21 protein-coding genes are annotated in these 23908 nt (G+C 39.1%); 8 read left to right on the plus strand and 13 right to left on the minus strand.

Annotation, left to right across the window (positions count from 1 at the left end):
* Positions 1 to 87: 87 nt before the first annotated feature.
* The 4 genes from H4J41_RS02775 to glsB all read left to right on the plus strand — a co-directional run bounded on the left by H4J41_RS02775 (position 88) and on the right by glsB (position 5035).
* Positions 88 to 1722 carry an AMP-binding protein gene (locus tag H4J41_RS02775; RefSeq protein WP_182134959.1) on the plus strand — a complete coding sequence of 545 codons (1635 nt, stop codon included), beginning with the start codon at positions 88 to 90 and terminating at the stop codon, positions 1720 to 1722.
* A gap of 367 nt (positions 1723 to 2089) precedes the next feature.
* The gene (locus H4J41_RS02780; RefSeq protein WP_182135037.1) at positions 2090 to 2962 is read left to right on the plus strand and encodes a LysR family transcriptional regulator; all 873 of its coding nucleotides are present in this window, start codon (positions 2090 to 2092) and stop codon (positions 2960 to 2962) included.
* A 197-nt stretch (positions 2963 to 3159) separates the two neighbouring features.
* A complete protein-coding gene (locus H4J41_RS02785; RefSeq protein ID WP_182134957.1) occupies positions 3160 to 3669 on the plus strand; it encodes a tetratricopeptide repeat protein in 510 nt (169 codons plus the stop codon).
* Positions 3670 to 4102: 433 nt separating this feature from the next.
* The gene (glsB, locus tag H4J41_RS02790; RefSeq protein WP_182134955.1) at positions 4103 to 5035 is read left to right on the plus strand and encodes a glutaminase B; all 933 of its coding nucleotides are present in this window, start codon (positions 4103 to 4105) and stop codon (positions 5033 to 5035) included.
* 9 nt (positions 5036 to 5044) lie between these two features.
* Here glsB and H4J41_RS02795 read toward each other — a convergent pair whose 3' ends face one another.
* Positions 5045 to 5686, minus strand: a complete 642-nt coding sequence (locus H4J41_RS02795) for a hypothetical protein (RefSeq protein WP_182134953.1) — start codon at positions 5684 to 5686, stop codon at positions 5045 to 5047.
* A gap of 208 nt (positions 5687 to 5894) precedes the next feature.
* Here H4J41_RS02795 and H4J41_RS02800 point away from each other — a divergent pair, with 208 nt between their 5' ends.
* Both H4J41_RS02800 and ltaE read left to right on the plus strand, forming a co-directional pair.
* Complete coding sequence (locus tag H4J41_RS02800; RefSeq protein ID WP_182134951.1) at positions 5895 to 6623, plus strand: YebC/PmpR family DNA-binding transcriptional regulator; 729 nt, start codon at positions 5895 to 5897, stop codon at positions 6621 to 6623.
* A 111-nt stretch (positions 6624 to 6734) separates the two neighbouring features.
* Entirely contained in the window at positions 6735 to 7772 is a 1038-nt protein-coding gene (ltaE, locus tag H4J41_RS02805) for a low-specificity L-threonine aldolase (RefSeq protein ID WP_182134949.1), read from the plus strand.
* A gap of 141 nt (positions 7773 to 7913) precedes the next feature.
* Here ltaE and H4J41_RS02810 read toward each other — a convergent pair whose 3' ends face one another.
* Together H4J41_RS02810 and mazG are read right to left on the minus strand one after the other, a co-directional pair.
* Positions 7914 to 8714, minus strand: a complete 801-nt coding sequence (locus H4J41_RS02810; protein ID WP_182134947.1) for an enoyl-CoA hydratase-related protein — start codon at positions 8712 to 8714, stop codon at positions 7914 to 7916.
* A 68-nt stretch (positions 8715 to 8782) separates the two neighbouring features.
* Positions 8783 to 9583, minus strand: coding sequence for a nucleoside triphosphate pyrophosphohydrolase (mazG, locus tag H4J41_RS02815; protein ID WP_182134945.1), 801 nt, complete (start codon positions 9581 to 9583; stop codon positions 8783 to 8785).
* 210 nt (positions 9584 to 9793) lie between these two features.
* Between mazG and H4J41_RS02820 the strand changes: the two genes are divergently transcribed.
* Entirely contained in the window at positions 9794 to 10234 is a 441-nt protein-coding gene (locus H4J41_RS02820; protein ID WP_182134943.1) for a hypothetical protein, read from the plus strand.
* Between the two features lie 168 nt (positions 10235 to 10402).
* On the opposite strand, the gene relA is transcribed toward H4J41_RS02820, so the two are convergent.
* Positions 10403 to 12604, minus strand: coding sequence for a GTP diphosphokinase (gene relA / locus H4J41_RS02825; protein WP_182134941.1), 2202 nt, complete (start codon positions 12602 to 12604; stop codon positions 10403 to 10405).
* A 36-nt stretch (positions 12605 to 12640) separates the two neighbouring features.
* The gene (gene rlmD / locus H4J41_RS02830) at positions 12641 to 13957 is read right to left on the minus strand and encodes a 23S rRNA (uracil(1939)-C(5))-methyltransferase RlmD (protein WP_182134939.1); all 1317 of its coding nucleotides are present in this window, start codon (positions 13955 to 13957) and stop codon (positions 12641 to 12643) included.
* A 140-nt stretch (positions 13958 to 14097) separates the two neighbouring features.
* Between rlmD and barA the strand changes: the two genes are divergently transcribed.
* On the plus strand, positions 14098 to 16884 hold the full coding sequence (gene barA / locus H4J41_RS02835; RefSeq protein WP_182134937.1) for a two-component sensor histidine kinase BarA: 2787 nt from the start codon (positions 14098 to 14100) through the stop codon (positions 16882 to 16884).
* A gap of 40 nt (positions 16885 to 16924) precedes the next feature.
* Here barA and H4J41_RS02840 read toward each other — a convergent pair whose 3' ends face one another.
* The 8 genes from H4J41_RS02840 to lepA form a co-directional block, all read right to left on the minus strand.
* Positions 16925 to 17170 carry a hypothetical protein gene (locus tag H4J41_RS02840; RefSeq protein ID WP_182134935.1) on the minus strand — a complete coding sequence of 82 codons (246 nt, stop codon included), beginning with the start codon at positions 17168 to 17170 and terminating at the stop codon, positions 16925 to 16927.
* Positions 17171 to 17306: 136 nt separating this feature from the next.
* A complete protein-coding gene (gene acpS, locus H4J41_RS02845; protein WP_182134933.1) occupies positions 17307 to 17687 on the minus strand; it encodes a holo-ACP synthase in 381 nt (126 codons plus the stop codon).
* Positions 17688 to 17711: 24 nt separating this feature from the next.
* Entirely contained in the window at positions 17712 to 18449 is a 738-nt protein-coding gene (pdxJ, locus tag H4J41_RS02850; protein ID WP_182134931.1) for a pyridoxine 5'-phosphate synthase, read from the minus strand.
* A gap of 122 nt (positions 18450 to 18571) precedes the next feature.
* Positions 18572 to 19258 (minus strand): DNA repair protein RecO, encoded by a 687-nt coding sequence (gene recO, locus H4J41_RS02855; protein ID WP_182134929.1) that lies wholly within the window; start codon positions 19256 to 19258, stop codon positions 18572 to 18574.
* A 169-nt stretch (positions 19259 to 19427) separates the two neighbouring features.
* On the minus strand, positions 19428 to 20339 hold the full coding sequence (gene era, locus H4J41_RS02860; RefSeq protein ID WP_182134927.1) for a GTPase Era: 912 nt from the start codon (positions 20337 to 20339) through the stop codon (positions 19428 to 19430).
* Positions 20340 to 20373: 34 nt separating this feature from the next.
* Positions 20374 to 21060 carry a ribonuclease III gene (gene rnc, locus H4J41_RS02865; RefSeq protein WP_310649779.1) on the minus strand — a complete coding sequence of 229 codons (687 nt, stop codon included), beginning with the start codon at positions 21058 to 21060 and terminating at the stop codon, positions 20374 to 20376.
* A 2-nt stretch (positions 21061 to 21062) separates the two neighbouring features.
* Positions 21063 to 21983, minus strand: a complete 921-nt coding sequence (gene lepB, locus H4J41_RS02870) for a signal peptidase I (RefSeq protein WP_182134925.1) — start codon at positions 21981 to 21983, stop codon at positions 21063 to 21065.
* 95 nt (positions 21984 to 22078) lie between these two features.
* Entirely contained in the window at positions 22079 to 23869 is a 1791-nt protein-coding gene (gene lepA / locus H4J41_RS02875; RefSeq protein WP_182134923.1) for a translation elongation factor 4, read from the minus strand.
* Positions 23870 to 23908: the final 39 nt, after the last annotated feature.

Genomic DNA, 23908 nt, shown 5'->3' on the forward strand with positions numbered 1-23908 from the left:
ATTATTAATTTACAATTTCATATTACTTTGCTTGTTCTACTCTATTTGTTTCAAGCACCAACGCATCTAGTTGCTAAAGGAAATAACATGACTAAACCTTGGATTAAAAATTATCCAGAAAACGTGGCTCATGAAGTGGATTTAAATCGTTATGACTCTTTATTAGCTTTATTTCATCAAACCACCGCTAAATATGATCAACAAACCGCCTATAGTAATTTTGGCGCTGAGTTGACGTTCAAGCAAGTAGATGTACTATCACGATCCTTTGCGGCTTATCTACAAAATGAACTCAAGATTGTTTCAGGTGAACGTGTCGCCTTGATGTGTCCGAATACCTTATGTTTTCCAGTGGCTATGTGGGGCATTATTCGTGTTGGCGGCGTGCAAGTAAATGTTAATCCTATGTACACACCACGAGAGCTTGCGCATCAGCTTAATGATGCTCAAGTCGAAACCATCATCATATTTTCACCCTCAACAAAAATGCTTGCTGATGTTATTGAAAAAACTGATATTAAAAATGTTATTACGGTTAACTTAGACGATTTAGTCAATAAAGGTTTACCTTGCGATCCTGTTGACTCGCGTTTGAGCCAAACCATAAGTTTTACTGATGCCTTAACGCAAGGAGAAAGCTTAACCCTGACTGAGCCGACCCTCTGCCAAACTGATTTATTGTTTTTGCAATATACTGGTGGTACTACCGGGCTATCTAAGGGCGCTATGCTGAGTCATGGCAACCTAATTGCCAATATTATGCAATACCAAGAGTTTGCTAAAAATAAGATAAATTACGGCAATGACGTTGTTATTACCGCTATCCCCATGTACCACATCTTTGCTTTGATGGCGAATACGCTAAGCTATTTCTATTTTGGCGCTAAAAATGTTTTAGTGACGAATCCTCGTGATATGGCGAGCTTTGTCGACATATGGAAAAACACGCCCGCCACTGTTTTCACTGGGGTAAACACTTTATTTAATGGTTTATTACACACGCCGGGCTTTGATCAAGTTGATTTTTCATCATTAAAAATTTCTCTGGGCGGCGGCGCAGCAGTACAGCAAGCGGTCGCAGACAAATGGCAACAAGTGACCGGCGTTAGGCTAAACGAAGGTTATGGTTTATCTGAAACTGCACCGGTTGTGTCATTAAATTTTGGCACTACCATTAACGGCAAAGCCGTTTATATACCCGGTATTGGTGTACCCGTGCCCAGTACTGATCTTTCTATTCGTGACGATGCTGGCAATGAAGTCGCACAAGGCGAATCTGGTGAGTTGTGTGCTAAAGGTCCACAAGTTATGCAAGGTTACTGGAACAATATTGCCGCCACCCATGAATGTATGACTCCTGATGGCTACTTTAAAACCGGCGATGTCGGCATGCTGGACGAGCAAGGCTTCTTCCACATTGTTGATCGTAAGAAAGATATGATTAATGTTTCTGGTTTTAATGTTTATCCTAACGAAATTGAAGCTGAAGTGGCTAGAATGACTGGCATATTAGAATCAGCTTGCATCGGCGTAACTGATGAAAAAACCGGCGAAGCCGTTAAACTCTTCATCGTTAAAGCAGATAAAAGTATTACCGAACAAGATGTTATCAAATTTTGTCGCCAAGGATTAACGGCCTATAAGGTCCCTAAACATGTGGTCTTTATCGATGAAATTCCTAAATCAAGCGTCGGTAAATTATTACGCAGAGAGTTAAGATAGTATTTACGGTCAGCTGCAGCGGTTATAGGGGCAATGAGTGAAAATAATTCAACCGTTGAATGAATTCTTCTCGTTTGCTGCCAACAGATAATAGCCTTAAGATGATCTTGTTTTAGGATCTCCCCCGGTTCAAAAAACGTTTTTACATAGTTAATTTGTTTCATTTTAAGGACATCAATAGATGTCCTTTTTTTTTCATTATTTTTTATCCACAACATTATTTTGGTGCAAGCACACTATAATGGTGCACTATCCGGTATTTCAAAGCGTAAAAAATAAAATAAAACATATTAAATCAATAGGTTAAATTACGGCTTAAGTTTTGCTATAAGACATTTGTCTTTATTAAAATATGTTAACTATGCCAATTCAAACACCTATACGTGGCCTACGCTCATTTTGCGTAGCGTCGAAATGTTTAAGCTTTAAGCATGCTGCAGCACAATTATTTTTAACTCCCTCTGCCGTTAGCCATCAAATAAAACAACTTGAAACACAATTAGGTATCGTTTTATTCAATCGTGGCACCAGAACCATTGAACTTACCAGTGCCGGAAAACAGTTTTACCAATCGATTCAACCGTTAATTAATCAATTAGAATCAACCATAGACGAATTTACGCAAAAACAACAAAATCAAACTATTGTCATCAGTTTGCCAGAATTTTTTGCCAGTGAATTATTTATCCCTCGTTTATCCGAGTGGTCGCAAAATAACCCAACCATTAACCTACAGCTAGAAACAGTTAAGTCTGGCAGCGAACCATCACGGTCTGCAGATTTATCTATTGTACTTGCCAATGGCAAGCCTAATGCAAAAATAGTTCAAGAGTTATTTCCTATTCGTTATGCCCCGGCGTGTAACAAAAAACTTTATAAAAAGCTAAAAAACACTGGTTTTTCTGCCTTAAAAACCACACCGTTACTTTTACATAGATCACGCCCATGGTCTTGGCATCAATGGGCTGATAAAAATAATGTTGACGATTTTGACCCTAAACAAATCATCCAATTTGACAGTATGTATGCTGTAGTTCGAGCGGCACAACAAGGCATGGGTATAGCATTAGTGCCATTGCCAATGAGTAAAGCCTGGTTCAGTGAGCAACTGCTGGTAAAGCTATTTGACGAGGAATTAAATACCAATGATAAATATTATCTTATTCAGCATGAAAATATGGATAATAATACAAAGCTGAAGCTCTTTGCTCAATGGGTAAAAGAAACCTTCACCATTTAACCCGCTTACGCTTATAAGCGTAAAATGCTGATGTTCGACCTTGAGTCAATTGTCCGCTAACAACAGAGTTAAGCTACTGACATACAGTTGAATTTTATTCACTTGATAGGTGTATTCTAATCGTTTGTCAGTTATTGGTCTTATCTTTATATTGTTGTTGTATCAATTTGATGCACAACAGATATGGAGAAAACAACATGAACAAAACCATGTTAAAAAACACACTATTCGCCACTTTATTATTAAGTACTACGCCTGCAACTTTAGCCAATGAAGGGATATTCCAAGTGGCTGTCGTAAAAGGTAGTATCGGTACTGCAGACATAACTAAAGGTGAAGTAGAGTTGGGCATAAAAAAATTAACCGCTAGTGAAAGTAGCAAAGATTTTTATGACCGTAAAATGAATTTGTGCGTTGCTTATTTGAAATCTGCACAGAGCAATAAATCAGAGTCAGCCTGTACAGAAGCGATCGACAGCATAGAGTCTATCAAACGTCAAAGTAGCAAAGTTCGCTATTTAACTTCACTTAATTACAGTAACCGTGGTGTTGCTAGGTATAAACAAAATCAATTAACCGCGGCATTAAAAGACTTTGAATTTGCCGTTACCATTGACAATAACCCCATTACAGCGGGTAATTTACAAAAAATAAAACAACTTTTACCAGTAAACAAAGTAGAAAAAATAGCGGCGTTATCTGATTAACACTGATATTTTTCCAATTAGGAGCAGACAAATGATCAATAATATACTTCACACAATCAGCTCAACCATTAGCTTGATGACTGAAATTAAGCATATCTCGATTAGCCAGTGGGATGTTGAGTAAAAAGACGGCATTATTCATTACCAAAGTTTATAAGCTGGTAGCTAAGGTAATGAATAATGTCAAAACCACCATAACAGCACTCAATAATAGTAAAACAACGCATTTAAATGATTGAACCAAGATTGCCACTGTCTACAATAAATAGATTTTTCATATGATAAGCGCAACAAATTAAATCACCTTATTAGTCATTTATTAGCTTAAACATAGCAAGGCTAACAAAGCGCTAGGCATGTATCATTTTTTGTGCATAATGAAGATCCCTCATGCATTATTGCAATCTATTCAAAAGATAAACAAGTCCGTTATATGATAAAAGACATTTCCAACTTGCAGGTCAAATTACAAACCTTACTCGCAGCACAGCAAGAATTTTATACTCAAGGTAAAGTAGCCGATTACATTCCAGCCTTGGCTGAAGTCAGTCCAGAAAAAATGGGCGTTTGTGTTTCCACTATTGACGGTAAAACTGTTGGCGCTGGCGACTATCAAGAGCCCTTTTCGATTCAAAGTATTTCAAAAGTGTTTGGTTTGGTTATGGCAATGAACCGCATCGGCGATGACTTGTGGCAACGGGTTAATATGGAGCCATCTGGGCAACCCTTTAACTCCATTATTCAATTAGAATGGGAAAAAGGTATTCCCCGAAATCCAGTGATAAATGCTGGCGCCTTATTAGTTGCTGATGTGCTCACTAGCCACTTTTCTTCTAGTAAGTTAGCCTTTTTAAGTTTTATGCGCTCGATAGCTCATGATGACAGTATTTATGTCGACAACTATGTTTACCAATCAGAATTAGCCCATGGTAGCCGAAACGCCGCATTAAGCTATTTAATGAAAAGTTTTGGCAATATAGAATCGGAAATACCTGAGGTATTAAGTCATTACTTTACTCAATGTTCAGTCGCCATGAGTTGTGAACAACTGGCAAATAGCCTACTATTTTTAGCAAATAAAGGTATTGACCCCGTTTCTAAAGAAGCTATTTGCACGCCAAGAGATGCCCATCGAGTGAATGCGATATTATCCACCAGTGGTATGTATGATCAGTCTGGCGAATTTGCTTTCTCTATTGGCTTACCGGCAAAAAGTGGCGTAGGCGGTGGTGTTATTGCGATAGTGCCTAACTATGGTGTTATTTGTACCTGGAGTCCGCCGTTAAATAGCTTTGGTAACTCAGTGATTGGCACAAATTTAGTGGCGAGTTTAGCCCAAGAGTTAGGCTTGTCTATTTACCATTAACACTATCATCTAATACTCGCTCAAGATTTTTTCTTCCAAAATATGCGGCGAGTATTGTCTTGATAATAAATCAGCCAGCCTTTTAAGGTAATATAAATAGGCGTCACCATCATAGTTCGCTGATAATGGATTCATAAAACCATGTAAGTATTCACTTTGCTCAAGTGTGACCGTGGATTTATCTTGTAAAACAGTGCGCAATGCAGCCACTGAAAAATGTGGCTCTGTGCTAGGTAAAATTAACCTAGTCGCAATATTGGGTGTTAACCGAGTTAAGTGTCTAATTTGGCTACTATAAAAACAAATAGCCCCTAAACTTTGCTTAACCGCGCCTTGGGCGTATAACTGCCAAATAGCACTGCCGCCAACACTAAAACCCACCAACAATTTACTGCCTGATATTGCCAACAGCTTTTGCTCAAGTTTGTTAACGTAACCCTCTAAACTAACGTTTTCAGTAAAGTACTGATAAGCGTCACGCTCACAGGTGAGACCTTTCGGTTGTTGTTGATAAGGGCCAACCATATGGCATTTAACGCCATAGCCTTTTTCCACGCCAAGACCTTGTTCAAGGTTAGCAGTAACTTGCTGACATAAGTGCTTAAACTCATCGGTTAAACCAAAAATATCAGCGACAAAAATTATATTCAACCAAGCCCTCCAATAAGTAACTAGTTCGTCAAGTACAGCTACGTTAACAGAGAACACGAGCAAATCATTGACCTTAATTAGGGGGTAAATTTTACCTAGTATTTTAAAATTTGAAAGCTCAAATGGGCTAAGCACTAGAAATAGCCGACACTACCCGTTAGAATCTAAGCTATAGCAATTCTAATTATCAGCAACGAGACATATTCAGATGGGCAGAGCATACCAAAACCGTAAATTATCCATGGCCAAAACTGCGGGTCAAAAAACTAAAGTTTATTCAAAGTACGGCAAAGAAATTTATGTACTAGCTAAAAATGGCGGTGTAGACCCTGATGGTAACCTGGCTTTGCGTCGGACGATTGAAAAAGCAAAGAAAGATCAAGTTCCTACACATGTTATTGAAAAAGCATTAGAAAAAGCGATAGGTGCTGGCGGCGAAGATTATGTAGAATCACGCTACGAAGGCTTTGGCCCAGGCAACTGTATGGTCATTATTGATTGTTTAACCGATAACGGCAATCGCACCATTAAAGATGTGCGTCAATGTTTTACTAAAACTTACTCAAAAATTGGTTCATCAGGTACTGTTTCACACATGTTTGATCATCAAGCGCTATTTGCTTTTAAAGGTGAAGACGATGAAAGTGTTTTAGAGAACTTAATGATGGCTGACATCGATGTGACTGATGTTGAGCTTGAAGACGGTATTATTACCGTTTACGCACCACATACTGAGTTTTTCAAAATTAAAACAGAATTTGCCAACAGCATGACGGAAGTTGAACTCGAAGTAGAAGAAATTACTTGGGTACCACAAACCTATACTGAAATTTCAGGTGAAGACGACTTAGCTAATTTTGAAAAATTCATCAACATGCTAGAAGACTGTGATGACGTACAAAATATTTATCACAATGCTGAACTCGCTGAAGAATAACGCTCAAGCAACACTGCTTGATTAAAGGCGTCTTAATCCATTTGACTCATAAATGGATTAAGATGCTTTTTTTAATCGCCACTATCTTGCCCTAAAAACCTAAGGTGCCACATGATTGATTTTCGCTCTGACACAGTAACACGCCCCAGTAAAGCAATGCGTACGGCGATGGCAAACGCTGAAGTGGGTGACGACGTTTATGGCGACGACCCTACGGTGAATGAACTTGAGTCTTGGGCAGCAGAACGACACGGTTTTGCCAGTGCCATGTTTTGTAGCTCAGGCACACAAGCTAACTTATTAGCGCTAATGGCACATTGCCAACGAGGTGATGAGTACCTTTGTGGTCAACAAGCGCATAACTATAAGTTTGAAGGCGGTGGCGCGGCTATATTAGGCTCAATTCAGCCACAACCGATAGCCAATGAGCAAGACGGCTCTTTATGCTTTAAAAAGCTTGCGGCGGCAATAAAACCTGACGACTCTCACTTTGCTCGTACGACTTTACTCAGTATTGAAAATACCATTAACGGTAAAGTTCTGCCGTTAACTTATATGGCAAAAGCGCGTGAATTTACTCAGCAAAACAATTTAGCTCTGCATTTAGACGGTGCGCGAGTTTACAATGCGGCCAGCGCATTAAATGTCGATATTACTGAAATTTGCCAACACGTAGACTCAGTGTCTATTTGTTTATCAAAAGGCCTTGGCGCGCCAATAGGTTCGTTATTGCTTGGCTCACAAGCCTTGATAAAAAGTGCCAAGCGCTGGCGAAAAGTGGTGGGTGGCGGCATGCGTCAAGCCGGTATTATCGCTGCAGCAGCCAAAATAGCACTAGCGCAAAATCCAGAAAAATTAGCACAAGATCACATTAATGCGAAATATTTAGCGCATGCCTTAAACCAGTTTACTGATATTTCCGTCAATCTGGAGCAAGTTGAAACCAATATGGTATTCGCAAAGTTCTCTGAAGCTGTTGATATGGCTAATTTGGTCGACAAGTTAAAGGCAGATAACATACTATTATCTGCGAGCAACCCTATGCGACTAGTCACGCATTTAGATATTGATAAAACGGCTATAGATAACTTTATTAAAAAATTAAGCCACGCTTTAAGCCAAACATCTACTAGCGTTAAAGTAAGCTAATAACTGTTTTATAGTTTAGAGGCTGAGTGTGAAAGCTAAATGGCAGCTGAAATCGAACTGAGAGTGAATTGAAAGTGAATTGAGAGTGACAACGGATACTTGCTCGGGTTAACGCGCTAGTTAACCCTTTCGAAGCCGCTGTTATTTTGCCAATTTTTCAATCATGGTATTTACCGCGCTCAAATGCTCAGGGTTGTTATGACACATGCCTTGAAACACGGCACAAATATCAAGAAAATCGGGCAACTCTGTGCGTTGTGCTAGCTTCATCAAACGTTTTGTTAACCGCAACGATGCCACAGGTTTAGCCGCTATTTCGTTTGCTAGTTTTTGTACTCTTTCAAGTAAATATTCTGGCTCAACCACATCTAATACCACCCCTATTTCTTTTGCCTCTAGCGCATCGATAACGCGGCCAGTAAAGGTTAACTCAGCGGCTTTTTGATAACCAATTAAGCGTTGCATAAACCAAGCGCCGCCATCACCTGGAATAATACCTAAGTTAACGAAAGTTTCGCCAAATTTAGCTTTTGTTGATGCTATTCTCATATCGCACATATTGGCAATATCAAAACCCGCCCCTATTGCCGGGCCATTAACCGCCGCAATAACCGGTACTTCTAATTTGTGTAAAGCTAGTGGAATACGTTGAATACCTTCTCGGTAACGTCTTTCTAGTGCTTGTACATCGCCGGCAAAATCTCCTGTGCGCTCAGCCATATCTTTTATATTTCCACCAGAAGAAAACGCAGAGCCGTCACCGGTAATAATCAGCACAGCGATTTCAGGTGTACGATTAATCCATTCAACGGTATTGACAATATCGTCAGCAATGGCAGTACCTGTTAAGGCGTTACGCACATCGTGGCGATTGAATGTTAAAGTAAGCACTTTATTATTTAGCGTTATTTTACTGTCGACTAATATGGGTAGTGAACTCATTTTTACCTCAATAATTTTATTAATTAACCTTAACCTTACCTAAAGTTAAGGTTAAGGTTAATTAGGGCTTAAGATTTTTCAGCAATTTTCACTTGTTGCCAAAAGGCTTCAAGCTCGTCTAACGAATGTTGTTCAAAACTTTTATCCGCGTTATTAACTTGCGCTTCAACACCATAAAAGCGCCGAGTAAACTTGTTATTTGCTTGGCGCAGTAAAGCTTCTGGGTCTTGTTTAGCATGTCGACATAAATTGACTACCGCAAACATTAAATCCCCCAATTCTTCAGCTAAAGCGGTATCGTCTCGATGTAATTCCGCTTTTACCTCTAACACTTCTTCTTCAACTTTAGCGAAAACGTCATCAATATTATGCCAATCAAAGCCAACATGGGCACAGCGTTTTTGAATTTTTGCTGCCTGTGATAACGCCGGCAGATTACGCGGAATATCGGCTAAAATACTTAAGTTTTTATCGTCATTTTTTTGCTGACGCTCTTTAACCTTCTCATTTTCCCAGTTGGCTTTGACTTGCGCCTCAGATTCAAAGTCACTACTCGCAAAAACATGGGGATGACGGCGGATCAATTTTTCACAAATAGCACTTAGTACAGTGTCAAAGTCAAAACGCTTTTCTTCCTCACCAAGTTGGCTATAAAACACTACTTGAAACAATAAATCGCCTAGCTCTTTTTCCAGCTCAGTAAAGTCTTCTTGCTCAATCGCGTCAGCTACCTCGTAAGCTTCTTCAAGGGTATGGGGGATAATAGAGGCAAAGGTTTGTTTTAGATCCCAAGGACAACCCGTTTCAGGGTTACGTAACTCGGACATGATCCAGCGAAGTTTTTCTATTGAGGGTTTGTCGTTCAACATTTTTAAATATCCTGCCTATTTATCTTGGCGCTATGCAGCACCTACTACTTTGTATAGCTAACCTAGCATCCTAATTCATCATATTAAGCCAATATATTACATTCCTTAATATTAAGATATTGGCAATTCGTTATTGTGTATTTTTTGTACTAAACTTTTAAAGTGAATAAAAAATGCAGTAAAAATATACTTTACAAAAGGAAAATAATTATGAGAAAGGCTATCATTGTTAGTTTATCTTTTTTGTTAACTGTCATGCCGTTTACGATTGATGCAGAAGAACAAAAGCCTAAAAAGTTCGCCGACGTTGAGTACATGTCAATTACCTATACCGACTTTAAACCCGGAAAAGCGGATAGAGCTATGGAAATAATCACAGATCATTATTTCCCAGCATCTAAAACAGCGGGAACTCAAGTACCTTATATTATAAGGCTGCAAAGTGGTGAATGGGATATGGCTACAGCATGGACTTTAAAAGATGGTTATTCATCCATGGAATGGGACGTATCTGCTGAAGGAATAAAGTGGATGGAAGCATTCAACAAACAAGAGGGTATAGAAAAATCGAAAGAACTTAGAGATGAATTTAATAGTTTAATTCAAAGGAGTAATCACGTCATTGGCTATCATCCTATTAATATTAAATAATGAAACAACTCTAATGTGATGCCATTTTTTTATAAAAATTTGAGGGCTAATATCAACAAAAAAATTTCTTGCTTTAATAAAGGCAACCGGCTGAAAGGTTGCCTAATTCACATCTCACACGCTCAGTTTTCTCTTAAGCGTTTGGCGTTAAAATAACTTAATTACTGGTTATAATCGTTTAACTTCTGCAACGTCATCTAACTGCTTTAATTTAGCTAATAAGCGCGTTAACGCTTCGTTATTGGCTATTTCCACTTTTATGGTCATGCTCATACTTTGTTTAGCATTATCGGTATGACTTTCAATGCCAATAATACTGACTCTTTCATTGGAAATAATCGTCGAGATATCTCTGAGTAAGCCTTGGCGATCACCGCCAATAATGTTGATACTCACTTGATAACTTTTTTTGTTATTTATGCCCCACTGTACTTCTACTTCACGCTCTGGTTGCTGATTCAGTGCGTTGGCGAGCTGCTCACAGTCAACCCGATGCACTGAAATTCCACGTCCTTGAGTAATAAAGCCAGCGATTTCATCGCCTGGCACAGGATGACAACATTTCGCCATGTGAGTCAACAAGTTACCAACACCTGAAACGGTAATACCATTATTATCAGCAGCTTCTGTGTCAGCTTGTTGCGGCTGACGAATTAAGCTTTGCGGATCAATATCTACTTCAGGTTTTAACTTTTCGTCTTGCTGTTGTAAACAATGAACAACCTGTAACAAGCGCGTACTGCCTGAGCCTACCGCAGCAAATAAGTCATCTTTTGTCGTAAAATTAAAACGCTCTATCGCCGCAGAAAAATCAACTTTAGCCAAAGATAACTGTAACTTACCCAATGCGGTGTCTAACATTTCTTTACCGGCAGCAAGGTTTTTATCTCGGTCAAGTAACCGAAAAAAATGTTGTACCTTGGCACGAGCACGCGGTGTATGAAGATAATTTAAACTGGGGTTTAACCAATCTCTACTCGGATTGAGTGTTTTGCTGCGCAAGACTTCAACTTGATCGCCGGTTTGCAAAAGATAGGTAAAAGGAACTATTCGACCAAATACTTTTGCGCCAATACAACTGTGACCGACATTGGAGTGGATGTAGTAAGCAAAATCTAAAGGGGTTGCACCACTGGGTAAATCAACCACATCACCACCTGGGGTAAAAACATAAATACGGTCTTCAAATACTTGACTACGCAGTTCATCAAGTAATTCGCCACTTTCTGACACGTCTTCTTGCCATTGTAGAATTTTTCTTAACCAACTGACTTTTTCATCAAAACCTGAGGTTTTACCACTGGCATTACCTTCTTTATAACGCCAATGCGCTGCAACACCCAATTCTGCATCGTCATGCATTTGTTGTGTTCTAATTTGAATCTCTATTGTTTTATCTTCGGGGCCGATAACTACGGTATGAATAGATTGATAGCCGTTGCTTTTTGGCGTTGCAACATAGTCATCAAATTCTTTAGACAAATGCTTCCAACTGGTGTGCACTAGGCCTAATGCGCCATAGCAACCTTGTAACTCATCAACAATAACCCGTACTGCACGCACATCAAATAGCTGTTCAAAGTCTAACGACTTTTGTTGCATTTTTTTCCAAATGCTATAAATGTGTTTAGGGCGTCCACAAACAACACCTTTAATGTCAGACGATTTTAATTGCTTAGATATGTTATCAACAAATTCAGCCATATAGCGTTCTCTGTCGAGACGTTTTTCATCCAGTTGCTTGGCAATTTCTTTGTAAACCTCAGGGTGCAAGTAACGAAAGGAGAGATCTTCTAATTCCCACTTTAACTGCCCAATACCTAAACGATTGGCCAATGGTGCGTATATATTGCTAGTTTCTTTAGCCGCTAACACTCGGGTTTCTTCATCACTGTCTTTTACCAAACGTAGGTGGCATAAGCGTTCTGCAAGCTTAATAACAACGGCGCGAACATCTTCAACCATCGCCAAGAGCATACGGCGAATATTGTCAATTTGATTGGTATTGACTAGGCTAGATTGTGATTGCTGTAAAGCCTTAATCGCTTCCATTTGGCTAAAACCTTTGCACAGTAAATATATTTGTTTAGAGAAATTCTCTTTAATATATTCAAGGCTAATACACTTATACTCATACAAAGGACAGATAAAAGCCGCACATAATGAGTCGGTATCAAGATTTAAACCCGATAGAATTTCCACCATTTCTAAAGATTTAGTTTGGCAGGGGGTGCTATCATCAAATAAATAATTTACTTTTTGATACAACTTTTCTAACGCTGCTTTTTTGTCATTGTCTAATTCAAGCGCCGCTAACCATTGCTCAAAGCTTGCTTGTGACATTTGATGTGACTTACGCACAGAAACCATGGAACTCCCTACCTGTGATTCAATTTTTCGACAACGCTATAAGCTAAACATTAGCATAGTTTCAACATGCTTTGTTTGTGCAAACATGTCCATTAAGGCTATTTTTTCAATTTTATAACCGTGATCGATAAGTAATTTTGCATCACGGGCTAATGACGCCGGATCACAACTGACATAAAGTATCTGATTAACATTAAAGGTCAGTAATTGTGTTAACGCTTGATAAGCTCCGGCACGAGCAGGGTCAAGTAAAACCTTAGTATACTTTTGTTTTGCCCAAGGCTGGTCTTGCCAATCACTGTTCAAATCAGCTTGATAAAATTGGCAATTGTGAATATCATTTTTCAGCGCATTTTCTTGAGCCTTCTCTACCATTACTGAGATGCCCTCAATACCGACAACACGACTGACCTTTTCAGCAATAGGTAAACTAAAATTACCTAAACCACAAAACAGGTCGAGCACAATATCGTTATCATTAAGCGCTAACCAAATCAGCGCCTGCTCCACCATTTGCTTATTAACCAGATGATTGACCTGGATAAAGTTATTCACCGAAAACTCAATTTTTATTGCATCCGTTAAGGAATAAAACAAAGTTTTATCTTCGGTCAGTGGCGTGACCTCATTACCGTCATCAAAGTAAACTAGCCATTGATTTTTATCAGCAAAAAGTTGCCAAAGCTTTTTGTCTTGCGCCGTTGCTTTCACTAATTGTCGCACCACAACCACCTGCTCATTAGCCGCAATAATTTCAACATGACCGATGGCATTTTTACCTGACAACCTGGGCAGAAGTTCTTTTAGCTCAGCAAAAACATGACCAAATGCTTCGACGATTACTGGGCAAGACTTAATTTCAGTTAAGTGGCTGCTCTCGCGTTGACGAAAGCCAATAATCGGCGCACCACGTTTATTATATTGCACACCAATTCTTGCTTTGCGGCGATAATGCCATGGTTCATTAATAAGGTGACTCTGCCATGGCAGACTTTCATTGAGTGCTTGGCGAGCAAATAATTGCGTTATTTTATCTTGCTTATAAGCTAACTGCTGCGAGTAGTCCATATGCTGTAAATTACAACCACCACACTGAAAGTAATGACGACACTTAACTTCTACTCGCGCTGCACTGGCGCTAATAACACGCAATAATTTTGCTTTTGCAAACTTACTTTTTTGCTCATACACATTAACTTCAACCGTTTCATTGGGCAGTGCACCTTCAATAAAAATTGGGTTTTTACCCTGAAAGGCAACGCCGCAGCCTTGCTGATCAAGGTGGCTAACATTAACGGTTATGTGTTGCTGTATCGGTGCTTTTTTCGGGCTTGCTTTAAAAAAATTTGCCATAGCTATCTTAGTTTGCCATCAAGGAGCAGCATAAATTATCTATTAGCTGCCATAGTGAACGATTACTATTTGGTATTAGTCTTAACTGTGCCATTATAGTGTTATTAACCCAATGATTTTACACTAAAGCTCAACAAAAAATGCATAAAATAAGCCTGAAAGATTGGGTAATTTTACTTACGGTCGTTCCTACGACCCTAATCAGTTTAGTTGTTGCTGGCTACTTATCCTATAGTCGCTATAGCGAACTCGATCAGTTTATTTATCAACGTGCCAATAGCATCATTTCTCCTCTTGCCATTAGCAGTGCTGAGCCATTATTAGCGAAAAAAAGAGATAGCTTAAGAACGCTGATCGGCTTTAGCCACCGCAGTCAATCTGACATTATAAAAAGCATCGCCATATTCACTGTCAACAACCAAGTGTTCGTCACCAGTGCTTATCACGGTGACACCCTTGCCATGCGCCTTAAAACCGGAGAAAGTTTGCCTAAACGCATTCAGTATGAAGACTTCGGTGATTACCTCATTTATCGCGCGCCCATTATTGACGAATTTACCACACAAACCAGTGACGGCACTTTAGGCAGTAGTATTATTGGCTATATCGCCATACACATTGACAAGAGTACGATTAGATATGCTCAACAACAGTTGTTGATCACAGTATTTTTCATCTTACTCGCTGGCTTTATCATCAGTGCATTGTTTGCCTATAAACTCATTAATAGCGTTACCCGCCCGATATCATCAATGGTATTAGCAATAGACCGTATTAGAGAAGGAAAAATTGATAGTCGTATCAGTGGACAGCTTGTTGGTGAGCTAAACTTTTTAAAAAATGGCATCAATACCATGGCGCAATCTTTAGGCACTTATCAAGATGAAATGCAACGTAGTATTGATCAAGCCACGATAGATTTACGTGAAAGTTTAGAGCAATTTGAAATTCAAAACGTCGAGTTAGATATTGCAAAACGTAAAGCGCAAGATGCTAACAAGGTAAAGTCTGAGTTTTTGGCCAATATGAGCCATGAGTTACGTACGCCTCTTAATGGTGTTATCGGTTTTACCCGGCAAGTGTTAAAAACGCCCTTAAGCGATACTCAGCGCGATCACTTACAAACTATCGAACGCTCAGCGGCCAGCCTGCTATCGATTATTAATGATATTTTAGACTTCTCTAAACTTGACGCGGGTAAAATGATCATTGAAAACATTCCGTTTTCCATTCGTGAATCCATTGAAGAAACCCTGACATTACTGGCACCCAGTGCCCATAAAAAGAATATTGAATTATCATTACGCGTTAGCCCTCAATTACCTGACTCACTGATTGGTGACGCAATGCGTATCAAACAAGTGATGGTTAACTTAGCCAGTAATGCGATTAAATTTACTGATAAAGGCTCGGTGGATATCAAGCTTGAAGGCCATGTTATTGGCAAAAATCGCTATAAAATTAGGGTAACAGTTCAAGACACGGGTATTGGCATATCAAATCAGCAAAAAAATTCAATTTTCCAAGCCTTTGGCCAGGGTGATAAAAGTGTGACTCGGATTTATGGCGGCACTGGTTTAGGACTGGTTATCTCTCAACGTTTAGTCTCAGAAATGCACGGTAGCATTGGTTTCGACAGTATAGAAAATGAAGGTTCAACTTTTTGGTTTACCTTCCAGTGTGAAATAAACACCATACCCACTTTGCAGTTATCTGCCCCAGAAGGTCTGATTGGTAAGGCAATATTGTATTATGAGCGTCATGCCGCAAGTCGTTTAGCAACCAGTGAAATATTGGCAAGTTGGCAAATGAAAACAACTTGTATTAGCCAACGCAGTGATATGGACGAAATACTGGCCAATAAAAAATTGCTCTCGTCATTCGACTTTGCTTTAATCGGCCATGACGTTACGCCATCAGCGCTTAATGACGTGAAAAAGTTTATCTTTATCCTGAAAGATATTATTCCGTCCATACATTTAGCCATTAATAGTAATTCACCTAGTTTACATGAGGCGTTAATTTCAAGTGGTGCTAAAACTTGTCTCAGTAAACCCATAACGGTGCAGCGCTTGAGTAAAACACTTTCTCCAACAACCATTCGAGAAATCAATAGCTTAATTTCAGTGTCAGAAAAAAAAGTGCCGATTAAAGTACTGGCAGTTGATGATAATGAAGCCAATTTAAAATTGATCAATGCGCTGTTGCTTGAACAAGTCACAGATGTCATCACAGCTACCGACGGCGCTCAAGCCGTAGCCTTATGCCGACACGAGAAGTTTGCTTTAATATTTATGGATATACAAATGCCTGTACTCGATGGCATTTCTGCTTTGGCAATTATTCGTCAACAAACACTTAATGAGCATACCCCAATAATCGCGGTGACCGCACATGTCTTTGGCGAAGAGAAAGATAAATTACTCGACAATGGCTTTAACTCCTTTATTACAAAGCCTATTGATGAAGCCATGCTGCATCATAGTATTTATGAGTATTGTGATTCAACATTACTCGCTTATCACCCTAAGCTTGTTGCTCCAACACCTAGACCTATTAACGATTCTAGGCCAAAGATTATTGATTGGAAGCTGGCATTACAAAGAGCAGGACAAAAAAAAATGTTAGCCAAAGATATGTTTATTGGCTTGGTCAACAGTTTGCCAGAAAGCAAAGCCAACATTTCTGAAGCGCTTATCTCTCAAGATATTGAGCAGTTAAAAGTGTTAATACACAAGCTTAATGGCGCTTGTTGTTACTCTGGTGTACCCAGTTTAGGCAAGGTGACTCATGAACTTGAAACAGAATTAAAACGAGATATTGGCCTAGATGATTTACAACCAGAATTTTTCGAATTTTTTGAACAAATAGATTTGGTATTAGAAGAAGCGGAAGCTTTTATCAACAATATTGAAAGCAAGCATTGAAAATATAACTAGATTGGACTAAAGAAAACAGGGTAAATAGTTAACGCATTTTTATATTTGGTGAGGTGTTAATGTCGCCATCTTCAGTAACCACCGCAATGCCTGAATCACACCTTAATACGGCTAAGCTATGTCCTTCATCATTGCGAATAAAACTGAGTTCATAACCAAACTTCCCTAAACTACTAGCAGAAAACTTTTGTGCCAGTGAGAGTTTAAACCACCATGTTGATTGCTCAGGTACTTGTTTTCGCCTATCAAGAATAGGATTTTTTTGCGACGGCATATCAACTCCCCAATCCACATCTACTGATAAAGAATTCATTCACTTAAGTAAAAGTATAGGGTATATATAATGGCCAAGTCATAGTTTATTCGTAGCTTTGTCACATGCCGTTACATACTCAACTTGCTGTCATTAACTAGGTTGATAATACAACAAAAGCTGTGGCATATTTCACTTCATCAGAAAGTGATATATGCCATGTAGTAGCACCTAGATTTTCAGCTAGCATTAACGCCTGCAAACTAAGCTCAAGTGTGGGTTGACCCGAAGCTAATGACACAATATCAAAATGTTGAAACGAGACTCCGTTAGCAATACCGGTGCCAAGCGCTTTAGCTGCTGCTTCTTTGCCAGCCCAGCGTTTAGCCAAAAAACGCTCGGGTTGTTTTAACGTAAGATAGTGCTGATATTCACCAGACGTTAAAATTCGCTTGGCTAAGCGTTGCTGCGCATTTTCAGACATTTTTGCAATGCGCCGAATATCAACTATATCAGTACCAATACCAACAACTGACAAACTTTAACCCTCCGAAGTACTAAGTTATCCTAAAGTACGTGCTTCTAGCATTATACGCTTCATATCTCGAACCGCTTTGTCTAAACCGTCAATCACCGCACGGGCGATAATAGCGTGGCCAATATTGAGTTCAATTATTTCAGGTATCGCCGCAATTGGCTTAACATTGAAGTAATTAAGCCCGTGACCTGCGTTCACTTTTAAGCCTAAGCTATCAGCGTACTCAATGCCTTCAACCAAGCGCGCAAGCTCTTGTTGTTGCTCTTCTTCGCTTGCTGCATCAGCATATTGGCCGGTATGAATTTCGATATAAGTCGCTTTACTGAGTAGGGCTGCATCAATTTGTTTTTTATCAGCATCAATAAATAAACTGGTTTGTACACCCGAATTAGCCAATCGAGCTACAGCGGCGTTAATTTTATCTTGTTGCCCAGCAACATCTAATCCACCTTCCGTGGTTAACTCTTCACGTTTTTCCGGCACTAAACAACAAAATACGGGCTTAACTTCACAGGCAATATCCAACATTTCGTCGGTAACAGCCATTTCAAAATTCATCCGCGTATGTAAGGTTTGTTTTAGTACATAAATATCTCTATCTTGGATATGGCGACGGTCTTCACGTAAATGCACTGTGATACCATCAGCACCAGCATGCTCGGCTACAGAAGCCGCATAGACAGGGTCAGGATAATTAGTGCCACGTGCTTGTCTTAATGTCGCAATATGGTCTACGTTTACACCTAATAAAATATCTTTCATATACAATCTCTATTATGTTTACTGGATTAAATGTTTACTGGATTAAATGTTTACTGGATTAATTTTAACACCTTACATAGCTAAGTTTAACGCTTTAACTTAGAAATTTAATCATGACTTTGCTAGGCTTTCTTACTAAAGAGTTTTCGGCTATTTAACGGTACACCATCAAGTAAATGATTAATCACTTGTCTCATCAAAGCTTTAAAGGTATTGAGTACTTCTGGTGTCGATAAATCGCGTTCGGCAATCGCTTGTAAATGCCAACGATTATAACAAGGCTGCTTTAATTTTGTATAAGCTGGGATAAAGCCTTCGTCTGGTAAGTAATAGAAGCCCTCTGCACTATGCTCAAATACTAATGAAAAATCAAAAGAAAGGCCCAGTTCATCCATCAGCATCAATTCAAATTCTCGCAAACAAATCTCAATATTGCTCGCTTGTGCTAAAGCTTCTAAACTCATTTTATATTGCTGAAAAAGCGCCTCGCAAGCAATATTGTCGCCAAGCAGCCTAACCAATAATTCATTAATATAAAAAGCACTGAACAAGGCGTTTTTCTTTAAAAGGAAAGATTTGCCAATCGGCTCAACTCGAATTAAGCTCTTTAAGTTGTATTGCCCTTTCAAGGTGACTTTAATCGGTAGAAAAGGTTGTAGTAGTGCTTTACGACTCGACTTTGTTGAATGACCGACATAACTTAACGCCGCCAGTTTGCCGTCATGCTCAGTTAACAAATCAATTAGCAGCTGATTCTCTCGATAAGGTCGACTATGGAGCACAAAAGCTGACTGCGTAGTTTCTAGCATCTAAATTCCAAGTTAGCCCAGTGGCATTTAAGCACTGTTCAGAAAGCGAAAAATAAAATTTTTATTGGCTCAGGTAACAATTACAAACTAAACCTAAGTACCTAACGCTATGTAGGCGAGGCTTAATCAACTACTTTGTGAATAGTAAATTAAACCCGAATATATCAAACTAACCTGAGTAATCGTCGCCATAGCCTAAGCTTCTTAAGGCGCGTTCGTCATCTGCCCAGCCTGATTTAACTTTCACCCAAGTCTCTAAAAATACTTTACGTTCAAATAGATTTTCCATATCACGTCTTGCTTCTTGGCCAATAACTTTCAGCTTTTCACCCTTATTGCCAATAACCATACGCTTTTGGGTCGTTCTTTCGACTAAGATCAGCGCGTTAATATGCAAGATGCCTTTTTCATCAATCTTAAATTGTTCAATTTCAACCGTTGTTGAGTAAGGTAATTCATCGCCAGTAAAACGAATTAGCTTTTCACGCACAATTTCAGAGGCCATAAATCGACTTGAACGATCGGTAATATAATCTTCAGGAAACCAAAACTCTGCTTCGGGTAAGGTGTTAAGGCAGATTTTTTTAATCGCCTCAACGTTATCACCTTTACTGGCTGAAATCGGTACAATATCAGCAAAATCATGCATAGCACCTAACTTCTGTAAATGCGGTAACAAGGTGTCTCTGTCGGGTATATTATCAATTTTATTAACCACTAATACACAAGGAGCACCGCTGTTTTTAATTTTGGTCAGTACCATTTCATCGTCGCTTGTCCAATGTGTACCTTCAACTAAAAATACTACAGTGCCAACTTCTGCCAAGGTACTGCTAGCCGCACGGTTCATTAAACGATTAATGGCCCGTTTTTCTTCTGAATGCAGGCCAGGGGTGTCAACTAAAACGGCTTGATGATTACCTTCAGTTAAAATACCTAATATTCGATGACGTGTGGTTTGTGGTTTACGTGAGGTAATACTGACCTTTTGGCCAAGCAAGGTGTTTAATAATGTTGATTTACCAACATTTGGACGGCCAACAATGGCAATAAGACCGCAATAGGTTTGTTCTGTTGTCATAATCTAGTTATCAACTTAAATGTCAAACAAGCGATTAAGCTTGTTCTATTAATTCTAAAACCTGCAAAGCGGCTGATTGCTCAGCTTTACGTCGGCTACTGCCCTTAGTAATCACTTCCTTCACAACTACGCTTGTTGTACAACGCACTGTGAACTGCTGATTGTGTGATTGCCCCGTGGTATTAATTACATCATATTGTGGCAAAGGAATTTTTCGTCCCTGCAAATACTCTTGTAAACGTGTTTTTGGGTCTTTTTGTTCATTGCCTGGCTTGATATCGCTTAAGCGCTGTTCAAACCAGCTGAGAATTAATGCCTGACATGTGGGTAAGTCGGCATCTAAATAGACAGCGCCTATGATGGCTTCAATGGCATCTTCAAGGATCGAATCTCTGCGATGACCACCACTTTTTAATTCGCCAGGTCCTAAAATTAAATATTGACCTAAGTCAAAGTCTCGACCCACCTCAGCTAAAGTAACACCTTTAACCAAACTTGAACGCATACGCGTTAAATCGCCTTCGGCCTGCTTGGGAAATTTTTGATATAAAGACTCTGCAATCACAAAACCTAAAATCGAATCACCTAAAAACTCTAGTCGCTCATTATGAGCACCTTTAGCGCTTCTATGTGTTAACGCTTGCAATAATAGTTTTGGCTCTTTAAAACTATAGCCAATTTTTTTATAAAGCCGCGCAATCGCGGCAGGAGTATGTAACACAGTTATTCAATTCCACCGATTCGAGAAAAACGCACGTTAGTTGGTATCCAATGTGGTAAAAAGCTGTCTGGTGTTCGATCAAAATCAAAACTCATCCAAATAGCAACCGCTTCGCCGACTAAATTCTCTTCTGGCACAAAGCCCCAAAAACGTCCATCTAAGCTATTATCCCGATTATCGCCCATAACAAAGTAATGACCTTTAGGCACAAAAAACTCATTCGCTTGTGTACCACTTTGCTGAAAGTAATGCTGTGTGCGCGGTAAAATTTGCTCATTAACTAAGAAGTCATGTGTTTTATCCGCCATCGTTGAGCTGTAACGCGTTAATGGCATACCATCGTCGTTATAATCGGTTTTATTTTTAAAGGTTTGTTTTACTTGCTCAAAATCAGGACATTTTGCATCAGAAGGCAAACAGGCTGATTTGATATATAAAATTTTATTTTTATATATTACTCTATCGCCCGGTAAACCTATCACACGTTTGATGTAATCAATTTGTGGATCTCGTGGGTATTTAAAGACCACAACATCACCACGATCTGGCAAGCCAACTTGAAAAAATTTATTACGTACTACGGGATCGCGCAAACCATAGTTAAACTTATTCACTAAGATAAAATCGCCATCAAGTAACGTTGGCATCATAGAACCAGAAGGTATTTGAAACGGCTCATAGATAAACGAGCGCAGTATCAACACAAAAGCAATAACCGGAAAAATTTGTACTGAGGTATCAACTAATGCTGATGGCTCAATTAATTTAGTCACAATGTTTTCGCTTAAAGGTGATGCACATTGAGCTTGCGCATCGGCTAACTTAAGCTGACGTTGTGGTGCTAAATAAAACTTATCAGCTAACCAAACAATGCCGGTAATTACGGTAACTATGACTAAAAATATTGAAAAGTAAACTGCCATATTATTCCTATCTTTTAATAATTAAACTAATACAAAGTTGACTAATTAAGTGTTCTACTCTTTCATTGAACAGTTCATTAATCAACTTGGTATTCTTATTTATCTAATTTAAGCACAGCTAAAAACGCTTCTTGTGGTACTTCTACATTACCCACTTGCTTCATACGTTTCTTACCATCTTTTTGCTTCTGCAATAATTTTTTCTTACGAGAGATGTCACCACCATAACATTTTGCGGTAACGTTTTTACGCAGCTGTTTGACCGTAGTTCGAGCGATAACATTGTTACCAATGGCCGCTTGAATAGCGATATCAAACATTTGTCGATGAATTAACTCTTTTAACTTTTCAACTAGCATACGACCACGGGCAACAGAATTAGCGCGATGAGTGATCATAGCTAACGCATCAACTCGGTCACTATTAATCATCACATCAACACGAACCATGTCAGCCGGCTCAAAACGAATGAAATGATAATCTAATGAGGCATAACCACGACTGGTGGATTTTAACTTATCAAAAAAGTCCATCACCACTTCTGCCATCGGTAATTCATAAGTTACCGCAACTTGATTACCGTGATAAATAATATCTTTTTGCACACCACGTTTGTCAATACATAAAGTAATAACATTACCTAGATGCTCTTGAGGTACCAAAATATTCGCTTGCACTATTGGCTCACGAATTTCTTCAATATTATTTGTTGCCGGTAAATCGCTTGGATTATCAATAGAGATAACGTCACCATTGGTACAAGCTATTTCATAATTTACTGTTGGCGCTGTTGTGATCAGATCAAGATCATATTCGCGAGCAAGACGCTCTTGCACAATTTCCATGTGCAACATGCCCAAGAAACCAATACGGAAACCAAAACCTAGTGCTGATGAGTTTTCAGGTTCAAAAAACAAAGACGCGTCATTCAAGCTGAGTTTATTTAAAGCATCACGGAAGTTTTCATAATCTTCTGAACTGATCGGAAATATACCGGCGTAAACTTGTGGCTGAACTTTCTTAAAGCCCGGTAAGGCCTTTTGCGCTTCTTTTTTAAAGATAGTTATTGTGTCACCTACTGGTGCACCGTGAATTTCTTTAATACCCGCAACGATAAAGCCAACTTCACCCGCTTTTAATATACCGGTCGGTTTTTGTTTTGGTGTAAAAATACCCACCTTGTCGACAATATGGTGTTGTCCTGTCGACATCACCACCATTTTATCGCCTTTTTTGATTTGGCCATTCATAATTCGAACTAAGGATACTACGCCTTGGTAGTTATCAAACCACGAATCAATAATAAGTGCTTGCAGCGGTGCATCAGGATCACCCTCTGGAGGAGGAATATTCTCAACAATAGTTTCTAGTACGTCTTCAATACCTAAACCGGTTTTAGCCGAACAGGTCACAGCACCCGTAGCGTCAATACCAATAATATTTTCAATTTCTTCACTGACACGCTCAGGATCGGCTTGTGGCAAATCAATTTTATTTAGAATAGGGATGACTTCCAGTTCCATTTCAAGCGCGGTGTAGCAGTTAGCTACAGTTTGAGCTTCAACACCTTGACCAGCGTCAACCACCAGTAAAGCACCTTCACATGACGCTAATGAACGAGAAACTTCATAAGAAAAGTCGACGTGACCTGGCGTGTCGATAAAGTTGAGTTGGTACACTTCACCATTTTTTGCTTTGTAGTCTAACGTAACACTTTGCGCTTTTATGGTGATACCACGTTCGCGCTCAATATCCATAGAATCAAGTACTTGGGCTTCCATTTCACGTTCTTGTAGACCACCACAATGTTGAATTAGGCGATCTGAAAGCGTTGATTTACCGTGATCAATATGGGCGATAATAGAAAAATTTCGAATATGTTTCATAAATGGGAAGTCAAATAAGTTTATAGTTAATTCAATAAT

It is taken from the genome of Colwellia sp. MB3u-45, assembly GCF_014077005.1.
GTDB lineage: Bacteria > Pseudomonadota > Gammaproteobacteria > Enterobacterales > Alteromonadaceae > Cognaticolwellia.

What these genes read in the sequence shown, in the direction of transcription:
- H4J41_RS02810 (WP_182134947.1), bottom strand. Translation starts at nt 8,714, where the DNA reads ATGAGTTCACTACCCATATTAGTCGACAGTAAAATAACGCTAAATAAT.
- era (WP_182134927.1), bottom strand. Translation starts at nt 20,339, where the DNA reads ATGACAACAGAACAAACCTATTGCGGTCTTATTGCCATTGTTGGCCGT.
- H4J41_RS02785 (WP_182134957.1), top strand. Translation starts at nt 3,160, where the DNA reads ATGAACAAAACCATGTTAAAAAACACACTATTCGCCACTTTATTATTA.
- glsB (WP_182134955.1), top strand. Translation starts at nt 4,103, where the DNA reads ATGATAAAAGACATTTCCAACTTGCAGGTCAAATTACAAACCTTACTC.
- lepB (WP_182134925.1), bottom strand. Translation starts at nt 21,983, where the DNA reads ATGGCAGTTTACTTTTCAATATTTTTAGTCATAGTTACCGTAATTACC.
- rlmD (WP_182134939.1), bottom strand. Translation starts at nt 13,957, where the DNA reads ATGGCAAATTTTTTTAAAGCAAGCCCGAAAAAAGCACCGATACAGCAA.
- barA (WP_182134937.1), top strand. Translation starts at nt 14,098, where the DNA reads ATGCATAAAATAAGCCTGAAAGATTGGGTAATTTTACTTACGGTCGTT.
- ltaE (WP_182134949.1), top strand. Translation starts at nt 6,735, where the DNA reads ATGATTGATTTTCGCTCTGACACAGTAACACGCCCCAGTAAAGCAATG.
- H4J41_RS02775 (WP_182134959.1), top strand. Translation starts at nt 88, where the DNA reads ATGACTAAACCTTGGATTAAAAATTATCCAGAAAACGTGGCTCATGAA.
- relA (WP_182134941.1), bottom strand. Translation starts at nt 12,604, where the DNA reads ATGGTTTCTGTGCGTAAGTCACATCAAATGTCACAAGCAAGCTTTGAG.
- H4J41_RS02820 (WP_182134943.1), top strand. Translation starts at nt 9,794, where the DNA reads ATGAGAAAGGCTATCATTGTTAGTTTATCTTTTTTGTTAACTGTCATG.
- pdxJ (WP_182134931.1), bottom strand. Translation starts at nt 18,449, where the DNA reads ATGAAAGATATTTTATTAGGTGTAAACGTAGACCATATTGCGACATTA.
- H4J41_RS02840 (WP_182134935.1), bottom strand. Translation starts at nt 17,170, where the DNA reads ATGCCGTCGCAAAAAAATCCTATTCTTGATAGGCGAAAACAAGTACCT.
- mazG (WP_182134945.1), bottom strand. Translation starts at nt 9,583, where the DNA reads ATGTTGAACGACAAACCCTCAATAGAAAAACTTCGCTGGATCATGTCC.
- lepA (WP_182134923.1), bottom strand. Translation starts at nt 23,869, where the DNA reads ATGAAACATATTCGAAATTTTTCTATTATCGCCCATATTGATCACGGT.
- H4J41_RS02800 (WP_182134951.1), top strand. Translation starts at nt 5,895, where the DNA reads ATGGGCAGAGCATACCAAAACCGTAAATTATCCATGGCCAAAACTGCG.
- recO (WP_182134929.1), bottom strand. Translation starts at nt 19,258, where the DNA reads ATGCTAGAAACTACGCAGTCAGCTTTTGTGCTCCATAGTCGACCTTAT.